The sequence below is a fragment of the Microcoleus sp. Z1_B2 genome (assembly GCF_036700325.1).
Taxonomy (GTDB): Bacteria; Cyanobacteriota; Cyanobacteriia; order Cyanobacteriales; family Microcoleaceae; genus Microcoleus.
Genome location: NZ_JAUBOQ010000091.1, coordinates 1 through 10,156, shown reverse-complemented (window position 1 = coordinate 10,156; position 10,156 = coordinate 1). Strand labels below are relative to the sequence as shown.

Below are 10,156 nucleotides of genomic sequence, written 5' to 3'. Positions count from 1 at the left end.
GACAGTTATCACTTATCAAGATGGCCAAAAAAGCGAAAATGGCAGTTCGAGTTACGAGAAATGGTCGAGCGAAAGCACTTACGATAGTAACGGCGTAGCTAGTTTGGTGTCCCAGTATTCTAGCTGGAGTTCAAGTTACGGCAAGTCTGATTTTCAGGGAGGTTACAGTTGGACGGAAACTGTCAGCGGTTACGATTCGGAATCGGTGACGAAAGAGGGTGTTTCGACGAGTAATGGCAGCAGTTGGAGTTGGACTCGCAGCGGGACTGAGTATGATGATGGCAGGAATAGTTGGAGTGAAAGTTGGTCGAAGTCTAGTTGGGAAGATGGCGAGTATTTGCCGGGTGAATATGAGGTAACGAGGGGGTCATTTGACCCAGAAGGAACACAGACCCAGACGAATAATTTGCCCTCATTTGGGGAAGCGCCGCGGTTGAATAAGGCGCCGAAACAACAGGTGCCACCGGATTTAGTGAAGCCTCCGAAGCCGAGTGATGATATTTGGCAGTTGCCGACTGTGATTTTTAAAGATGGTGCATCTAAAAATGCTTCAGAAGATAAGACTTTTTGGCTCCCAACTGATATTTACAAAGAGCTTACGTCTCAGAAAGTGATTAATGGAGATGGCTATTTTAATGCAAGTAGCCCTAAAAACGAAAGCCCTTGGGACAAATTTTTGGCAAAATTGCGTAGATTTATCCAAAGGTTGTTAGAGCTATCTCAACAAGGCAAGCAAGCTGTTCTAGAATTTTTAGGCGCACTTCTTTACTACTATCTCAAGAATAATGGGGCTTTACTTCAACCTTTCACTGACCTTCTGATACCAGGAGGAGCACAAGCACGAGACAAACTGGAAAAACTCTTACAAAAGAGTAAAGCAGCTCAGTTAGGAAGAGGTGCTGCTGATTTAATCGGAATTTTGCAAGGAATAGCGGAAATTTTGTTGGGAACTGGTGGTAGTATTGGAGGTGGTTTAACTGGAAACCCCGCACTGGTTGCTGCAGGATTGGGAGCGCTAGCACATGGGATCAGCTTAGTGGGAGTTAGCGCTCAGGATCTATCTAATCTGATTGTTCAGGTTCTTCAAAGTAATTCCGGTCATAATCCTTGGGATGATGTTCCAGAAGGGGACTTGGAAGAATTTTTGAATCCAGCGTATGAGTATATCGATACTCGTTCATGGCATCAAGGTGGTTCCACTACAGCAGAAAATTCTGTAAAAAACCATTTTAGGGATCATGGTACGGAAGTAGAGGCAGCGAATGTGCAGGAATATATTGACCTAGCAGAGAAGTTTAAACAAGTAGTTCTGAATAATAATAGAACCGAAATACGCCGAATAAGTGGAGCTACCTCAAATGTTTCTAGGTACGAACTGGGAGATAGATACATAGATTTAGTAGATTTAGGTCAAGGAGAATATGGTATAATATCTTTTGGAAAAGTTTGGCCTCGCCGCTGATTGAATCAAGTGTTAAGAGAATAAAGAGGGTTGTTGAAATATGGCGCTAGAACATAGATTTTTCTGCTTAAGAGAAGGAGAAGTGAGTTATGCAGAGTACATGAAATACTTCAAAATTAAGTTTGAAGTCAGTATCCACGATGATGTAATGCGCTACATGAATGATACCCTAATGTGGATACCATGTACTCATCTTTCAGTTAGACATAGAAGGAAGGCTCACGGATTAATGCTTTACGGTGATACAATTATTAATCAAGAAGGTGTTGAAATGTTTTATCATGTGATCGAGTCATGGTATCGCTTATTTTCAAAAGCTCCTGAGAAATTTCAGCTTGATGGAGGAATAATTATAGAAGCTGACAGAACGGTTTCTAGTCCACCAAAAGTTCACACTATCGAAGTTGAGCGAGACTTGCTCCTTGAAAAGCTTCGGATTTTACTCAATTATGCTAATCAGGTAATTGAGGGTGAATTCTTTATTTTGCATTTGGGTATTTGATGATAAAAATCTCAGTAAATCTCGATGAGTTATTGGATGTTTATTCAGAACCAAATAGTAAAGTAACTCTAACAGCAGTTACGATTGGAGAAGTTTGGTCTGGCCGCTGATTGAATTAAGTGTTAAGAGAATAAAGAGGGTTGTTGAAATATGGCGCTAGAACATAGATTTTTTTGCTTAAGAGAAGGAGAAGTCAGTTATGCAAAGTGCATGAATTATTATGAAAAGGAGTTTGAAGTTAGTATCCACGATGACATAATGCGGTACATGAATGATACCTTAATGTGGATACCGTGTACTCATCTTTCACTTCCCTATAAAAAGAAAACAAAGGGATTATCGCTTTACGGTATTACAATTATTCACCAAGAAGATGGGGAAATGTTTTATCACGTAATCGATTCATGGTATCGCTTATTTTCAAAAGCTCCTGAGAGATTTCAGCTTGATGGGGGGATAATTATAAAAAATGACAGAAAGGTTTCAACTCCACCCAAAGTTTACACTATCGAAGTTGAGCGAGACTTGCTCCTTGAAAAACTGCGGATTTTGCTCAATTATGCTAATCAGGTAATTGAGGGTGAATTCTTTATTTTGCATTTGGGTATTTGATGATAAAAACCTCAGTAAATCTCGATGAGTTATTGGATGTTTATTCAGAACCAAATAGTAAAGTAACTCTAACAGCAGTTACGATGACGGCAAGTCAAAAAATACCAGCAACAGAGACACATATACCGTCAATCAGTCTCTGGAAACTTCGGGCAGCAACGGCCCATCATATTGGCAAAACAATCGAGGTAATAATTACTCGGTAACTCAGACCAATGACACCCAAAACTACAAAAACGGGCCGTCAACTAGCAGCCACAATCGGGATACTTATTCTGTCAGTAAGTCGAATTCTTCCAGCAGCAACAGTGAGGGCAAAGTCAGTTCTAATTCCGAGCTTGAAAATTATTCAGAAAATAATGCTCAGTGGGAGAGCGAGTATAAGGCTGATACTTATACTACTCAAAGCAACAGCGATGAATCGACAATAACCGCTAGCAAAAGTAACAGCAGCACCGAGGGCAACAATTCCACCTCATCTAACAGTAGCGACACCTCCCGTACTTGGAATTCACAGACAGTTACAACTTATAAAGATGGCCAAAGAACTGAAAATGGCAGTTCGACTTACGAGAAATGGTCGAGCGAAAGCACTTACGATAGTAACGGCGTAGCTAGTTCGGTGTCCAAGTATTCTAGCTGGAGTTCAAGTTACAGCAAGTATTATTTTAAGGAAGGTTACAGTTGGACGGAAACTGTGAGCGGTTACGACTCAGAATCGGTGACGAAAGGGGGTGTCTATACGAGTAATGGCAGCAGTTGGAGTTGGACTCGCAGCGGGACAGTATGGGATGATGGAAGGAATAGTTGGAGTGAAAGTTGGTCGAAATATAGTTGGAAAGATGGGGAGTATACGACGATTGAGTCCTCGTCAGCAGGGGGAGGGTTCGATGCTTCGGGGACGGGGGAGCAGGTTAATGATTTGCCCTCAATTGGGGAGGCGCCGCGGTTGAATAAGGCGCCGAAACAAGAGGTGCCGATTGATTTTCAGAAGTTGCCGAAGCCTAGTGATGATATTTGGCAGTTGCCGACTTTTATTGTTAAGGAGCCTGAGTTTAAAGATGTCTTTGCTAGTTATGAAGTTGATGCGCCTTCAGGTGGGAGTGGGAATGATTATTTAGCTAATAATCCGTCTGGTGGTTCTGGTGCTCCTGGTGGAAAATTACCTGAAAACAAACGTTCTGCACTGGCAGAAGTTATTCAACAATTGTTGAATTTTTTTAGACCTCTTGGAGAGTTTGTTGCTGGCGCAGTCTATCAATGGTTGCGTAATAATGGAGAACCAGCTACATGGTTGCTGGAGGTTTTGAGCCCTGGATGGAACCGATTAGAACAAGATGTGGAGCGTGGGCTTCCTCAAACCTGGCCTTTTAAGGCAGGGCGAACTTTTGGAGATGGGGCAGCAATTGTCACAGGGATTTTAGAGATAATAGGGGGTAGTGGGGCTGCTGGTGGCGGTAGTAGTTTATGTGTAACAGGATTCGGCTGCATTGCAGGTGCTCCTGCCATAGTAGCAGGAACCGCTCTAGCGCTACATGGCTCTGGTACAGCTTCCCGTGGATTAGCAAATATATTAGCCGACATAGCTGAAAATCTGGGGGTAGTTTTTCAGAGTTCATCAGGTAAGAGGAACAGTGGAGGTAGACCCTATGAACCACCTATAAGGAGCAGTCAAACGTATGACGGCTATACTCAGGTAGAGTGGAGCACCTCACCTAACGACCCACGTACTCCGTTGGTGACTTTCAAAGAAGTTAATCCAAACATTATCGAGGTGTCAGATATATTTCCACGCGATTTTCCCCGTCGTATTGGTGGTAATATGATTGCAGATGCCTTACGAACTCACGGAATAAATAGACCATCAACCATCAGATTGACGAATGTAACGAACGCTCCCACCAAAGAAGCAATTGACCAGGGCATTTCTGTTGAAAATACGGTCTTGGGTGACACTTTGAAAGATGCAGCCAGAGAATTGGGTGCTACACCTACGAGTTGGAGTACAAATACAAATGCTAGAGGTCAAAGATGGATAGAAGTAAAATTGTCTTACTAGAGCAACTAAAGCAAGCTTGTTCGCAACGAATCGATAAGAGCTGGCACCTGCTAGCAACTGCTGCGGGAAATGAGGAAGGTATTCGTGTGACGTTGCGCGGTCTGGAAATTAATGAGTTACGCCTTGACACATTCATTGCTATGCCCACCCGCTTAGTAGAAGATAGGGTTCTAGCTCTTTCTGTTTCCCGACCCGAGCTTTTACGTAATTTGTTAAATCAGTGGGAAATGGAACCACGCACTGGCAATCCCGATATCGATGCTGGGTGTTTAGAAACAGCTCTTACAACAGGTCGCAGATGTTTCACAGTTTTGGAAATAGATCCAGAAGCAGAACCGTGGTCGTGGGAGGAGGAATTAAAAAACAAACCTTTAAAACTTATATACAACTCCGAGTATATTCGCTTGTTAGGTAGTCGTCCTTTGAAGGACAAAGTGCTAACACAAAAGGATATAGAAAACGCCATAGGATCGGGAATGTTTCTGCTCCAAACATTACGCACACAACAGGTACAAATAGATGAATCTGTATTTGCTCACTATGCAGATTTAATCAGTTCCACAGGTCCCTACGTAACCGCTATGCTGATTGAGTTATCGAGACAAACTAATTTCGATTCCCGGATCTGGTTTGAACGGATTCTGGAAGTATTTCCGACTATTTCTGATCCGCTCGATCTGACTCTATCAACCTATGCTTTACTCAATGAGCAATGGGTTATGCCTTGGTGATTGGATCTCAAATTCCTTTTGTGCTATGGACTTGATAGGCGATTAGTTTTGTGCGCTCGAATTATTGTCAATAGTTTGACCTGACTCGGGCGATCGCACACCGGGTAGAATTTCCTGTGAGTCGAGAGCCCGTTTTTAGTGAATTTTCGGCTTCGGGATCTCGAACTTTAAATACACAACCACCGACACAGAAACCCAACCAGAAACAACCCCCAACCTCCCCCAAAAAAACCAACCATTAATCGGCATCATCGACACCGGATTCACCACCAACAATCCCCACATCAACTACAGCAAAATCAGCCTCGGCAAAGACTTAATCGAGGGCGACAACAACCCCCTACTCCAACCAAACCAAGGAAACCAACACGGCGACACAATTTTAGAAATTATCGCCACCACAGACAATCAAAACCCCACCCAAAAATCGACTCCGATTTGGTTGGGACGAGCAACAGGCAGCGGCAACTGGCATCAATCCCTGATAGAATTTGTAAACGCAGCAATCGCCGCCAAACAACCCAACGCCCTCATCAACCTCAGCTTCGACTTAACCCAAATCAACCCCGACGGCACACAAACCACACGCTACCAACTCACACCAGAAGAAAAATCAGCACTTAAATACGCTCAGGACAACAACATCCTGATTGTAGCAGCGGCCGGTAATGAAGGAACTCTCATCTCTGCCCTCGGACAAGCCTCAACAGAATTCGACAACATCATCACCGTCGGCGCATCCGAAAACAACAACCGCAGCGCCTATTCCAGCTACGGAGGCGGTTTAGATATCCTAGCACCAACAAACACTCAAAAAACCGCAGAACAGTCAACAACCGAAACAAAACAAGGCACATCAATAGCAGCAGCCTTCGTCACAAATACCATCTCCCAAATGTGGGCAGCCAACCCATCCCTGAACCGCCAACAAATCAAAAACATCCTCCTAAAAACAGCAACAGACATCGACGTACCCTCATGGGACGAAAGGACAGGATACGGAATATTAAATCGCGAATTAGCAATTGCTACCGCCACAGAAACAATCCCCGCAATACCAGTATTAGCAGCCACCAAACAATTGACAAAATCGCTGATTGATGCCGATGCAAATGTCAGTAACTCTCCGAATAGTACAGCCAAACCCTCAGAAAGACCGACCGCAACCAACGCCCCAGGCACACCAAAAACTACCAGCACCTCAACCGGAGACTACAACTCTGGCACTAGCTCTTATACCACAGAACTAGCGCCACATACAACCACCTCTACCAGTAGTTCCCACGGTACAACCACCACAAACACTCAAACCAACAGCCACTTCTCAAACACCGAATCAAGCTGGGATAAAAGCACACTCAACACCAACAGCAAGAGCAACTCTTTTAACCAATCCACCAGCGATTCCAGCACAAACGCTGCTACCTACACCAGCAAAAACTTTTCCCAAAACTCAGTCGAAAACACAAATCAATCGCAGCAAAACTACAGCCGAGTTAAATACGAAGGCACTCGCAACGACCAAAGCTCATACCTTCAAAAATCCCGCTATTCTAGCAATTATACCAGTCCCGAACAAACCACAAACACCACTGCCGACAGTTACCGAAACAGTTTTTCCCAATCAGACAGTCAATACGGAACCGACTATGCAATGAATAACGGCAACCGCCAAGACGATTGGGGTTCAAAATCAACTTCAAACACTCACTATACTAGCAGCACCGGAAGTTCTCTCAACAACAGTTCAACTCAAATTCAAGGCAAAGCCGATTGGACGAATAGCAGCAATGGTAATAGTTCCATCAACACTCACAGCGGGGAAGAAAGCCAAGTAAATCGCTCGAACTATGAGAGTAGCAGTAGCAGCGGTTTTTACAAAAATGGCAACAGCATCGACAACTATTCAGTAATCAATTCAACTTGGGGCAACACTACAACAGACGGCAAAACAGTCGGCAGCAACAGCCGCGATACTTATTCAGAAGCCAATAGTAATTATCACAGCAGTTACGATGACGGTCAGTCAAAAAATACCAGCAATCGAGACACTTACACCGTCAATCAATCTCAAGAAACCAACAGCAGCAACGGCCCCTCATACTGGCACAACAACCGCAATAACAATTATTCTATCAGTCAAGGGAATGATACGCAAAGTTACAAAAACGGGCCGTCAACTAGCAGCCACAATCGGGATACTTATTCTCTCAGCAAATCTAATTCTTCCAGCAGCAACAGTGAGGGGAAAGTTAGTTATAATTCCGAGCTTGAAAATTATTCAGAAAATCATGCTCAGTGGGAGAGCGAGTATAATGCTGATACTTATACTACTCAAAGTAACAGCGACGAATCGACAATAACCGCTACCAAAAGTAACAGCAGCACCGAGGGCAACAATTCCACCTCATCTAACAGTAGCGACACCTCCCGTACTTGGAATTCACAGACAGTTACCATTTATAAAGATGGCCAAAGAACTGAAAATGGCAGTTCGACTTACGAGAAATGGTCGAGCGAAAGCACTTACGATAGTAACGGCGTAGCTAGTTCGGTGTCCAAGTATTCTAGCTGGAGTTCAAGTTACAGCAAGTATTATTTTAAGGAAGGTTACAGTTGGACGGAAACTGTGAGCGGTTACGACTCAGAATCGGTGACGAAAGGGGGTGTCTATACGAGTAATGGCAGCAGTTGGAGTTGGACTCGCAGCGGGACTGAGTATGATGATGGGAGGAATAGTTGGAGTGAAAGTTGGTCGAAGTCTAGTTGGGAAGATGGCGAGTATTTGCCGGGTGAATATGAGGTGACGGGGGGGTCATTTGACCCAGAAGGAACTGGGACGCAGACGAATAATTTGCCTGAATTTGGGGAGGCGCCGCGGTTGAATAAGGCGCCGAAACAACAGGTGCCGGTGGATTTTCAGAAGCCTCCCAAGCCTAGTGATGATATTTGGCGGCTACCGAGTGTTATTCTGATTAAAGAGCCTGAGTTTAAAAAGGTTTTTGGTAGTAGTGGTTCTGATTCCCCTTCAGGTGAGAGTGGGAATGATTATTTAGCTAATAATCCGTCTGGTGGTTCTGGTGCTCCTGGTGGAAAATTACCTGAAAACAAACGTTCTGCACTGGCAGAAGTTATTCAACAATTGTTGAATTTTTTTAGACCTCTTGGGATGTTTGTTGCTGGCGCAGTATATCAGTATCTACGTAATATCGGAGATTCAACTAAATGGTTATTCCAGGTCTTCAACCCTTACTGGGATGGACAGGAACAAGATGTGGAACGAGGGCTTAAAGGGCTTCCCGACTACAATTATTTTTGGTGGGGACAACGGTTAGGAGATGGGGCAGCAATTGTCACAGGAATTTTGGAAATCATAGCAGGCGGTGGTGCTGCCGCTGGAGGTGGATTTTTATGTATAGCAGGATTCACTTGCATCGGAGGTGCTCCGGCCATAGTAGCAGGTGCAGCTTTGGGACTACACGGAACAACTACGTTGGCCGCTGGTGTAAGAAATATAGTTCAGGAACTTGGAGTATTATATTCTCAAGGAACAGGCGGTACAGGGAGTCAACTTTACCAAAAGATGACAACACCTCAATTGGAGAAAGCCCGAAACTCCTATCAAGACCTAATCCAAGAACACGAGAAAAAGCTCAATGACTACATAGCAAATCCCGATGCTTATGATAACGATGGCAGGCTTAAAAACGCACCAAATCCACAAATAAGGCAACAAATTATACAGGGGCGTATTAATGCACTTCAAAAACAAATCAAGAAGCAAAGAGATGAGTTAATCAAAATAGAACAAGAACTTAATCGCAGATAGAGAGGATAAATCGATGAATGTGACGGTTGGTGAACTACGGATATTGTTTGATAAACTCATGAATAAAATGGAACAAGAGGGCATTCTATCATTAGATATTAATGATATAGATTACTATTGGATAGTTTCGTCTGATGAATGGACAAACTTTGAAACTGATGTTAGTCTAGATGTAGGTTCACTGATAGATGATTGGAAAAGCCTGCAAAAAGTTATATCCGAAGAACATATCCCCACATATGTTGATTTCGATCGCCTCGCCTCAATATTAAGAGCTGTAGCGGAGACGATTGTCCCACTAAAAGAGGGATAATATGACAAGCTCAAATAATCGACGTGGCGGGCGATTAGTTTTGTTCGATCGAATGATTATCAATAGTTTTACACCCTCCGGGCGATCGCACACCGGGTACAATTTCCTTTGAGTCGATCAACTTTACAAGCTAGTTGTTTTGTGCGATCGAATGATTGTTGATAGTTTTACACCCCTCGGACGATCGCACATCGCCCGTACAATTTCCTCTGAGTCGATCGACCGGGGCGGGCTAGTCATTTTGTGCGCTCGAATTATTATCGATAGTTTGAGCTGAGTCGGGCGATCGCACACCGGGCACAACTTCCTTTGAGTCGATCGCCCGTTTTTAGGTAATTTTTCTGTTTCCGGCGATCGGCCATTGATTCTGCGGGCGATCGAATTAACGGGATCTCGTCCTTGTTTATCCACCGCGCGATCGACCGGGTGGGCGATCGTACTTTTCTCAATTATCGGCGATCGTACTTTTTTAGATTGCGGGATCTCGCACTTTTCTAGATTAGGGGATCTCGTACTTTTTTAGATTAGGGGATCTCGTCTATTTCTAAATGGTGGGCGATCGACAATACGCCCAGGGTAAACGCATCTAAATTAAGTTGACAGAAAATCATATTTGTGCATGATTTGTTTTTTATAAAACAATTCTTA

The 10,156-nt window shown here is 43.7% G+C and carries 8 protein-coding genes; 7 read left to right on the top strand and 1 reads right to left on the bottom strand.

All coding sequences use genetic code 11. The features are described 5' to 3' along the window. From QT984_RS29220 to QT984_RS29190, 7 genes are all read left to right on the top strand, one after another. A partial coding sequence (locus tag QT984_RS29220) for a hypothetical protein (protein WP_333058541.1) occupies positions 1 to 1,462 on the top strand: 1,462 nt, incomplete at its 5' end. Between the two features lie 40 nt (positions 1,463 to 1,502). After that, complete coding sequence (locus tag QT984_RS29215) at positions 1,503 to 1,964, top strand: Coagulation factor 5/8 type-like protein (RefSeq protein ID WP_333058543.1); 462 nt, start codon at positions 1,503 to 1,505, stop codon at positions 1,962 to 1,964. A 150-nt stretch (positions 1,965 to 2,114) separates the two neighbouring features. Further along, entirely contained in the window at positions 2,115 to 2,576 is a 462-nt protein-coding gene (locus QT984_RS29210; RefSeq protein WP_333058544.1) for a hypothetical protein, read from the top strand. A 622-nt stretch (positions 2,577 to 3,198) separates the two neighbouring features. Then, complete coding sequence (locus tag QT984_RS29205) at positions 3,199 to 4,635, top strand: hypothetical protein (RefSeq protein WP_333058545.1); 1,437 nt, start codon at positions 3,199 to 3,201, stop codon at positions 4,633 to 4,635. Next, positions 4,608 to 5,366: a hypothetical protein gene (locus QT984_RS29200; protein ID WP_333058546.1), complete on the top strand. Its 759-nt coding sequence runs from the start codon at positions 4,608 to 4,610 to the stop codon at positions 5,364 to 5,366. Before QT984_RS29205 ends, QT984_RS29200 begins: the two co-directional genes overlap by 28 nt. Before the next feature lie 142 nt (positions 5,367 to 5,508). Beyond that, entirely contained in the window at positions 5,509 to 9,195 is a 3,687-nt protein-coding gene (locus QT984_RS29195) for a S8 family serine peptidase (protein WP_333375532.1), read from the top strand. A gap of 13 nt (positions 9,196 to 9,208) precedes the next feature. Beyond that, positions 9,209 to 9,508 (top strand): hypothetical protein, encoded by a 300-nt coding sequence (locus QT984_RS29190; RefSeq protein WP_333209759.1) that lies wholly within the window; start codon positions 9,209 to 9,211, stop codon positions 9,506 to 9,508. Between the two features lie 123 nt (positions 9,509 to 9,631). On the opposite strand, the gene QT984_RS29185 is transcribed toward QT984_RS29190, so the two are convergent. Next, on the bottom strand, positions 9,632 to 9,919 hold the full coding sequence (locus QT984_RS29185) for a hypothetical protein (protein ID WP_333058548.1): 288 nt from the start codon (positions 9,917 to 9,919) through the stop codon (positions 9,632 to 9,634). Positions 9,920 to 10,156: the final 237 nt, after the last annotated feature.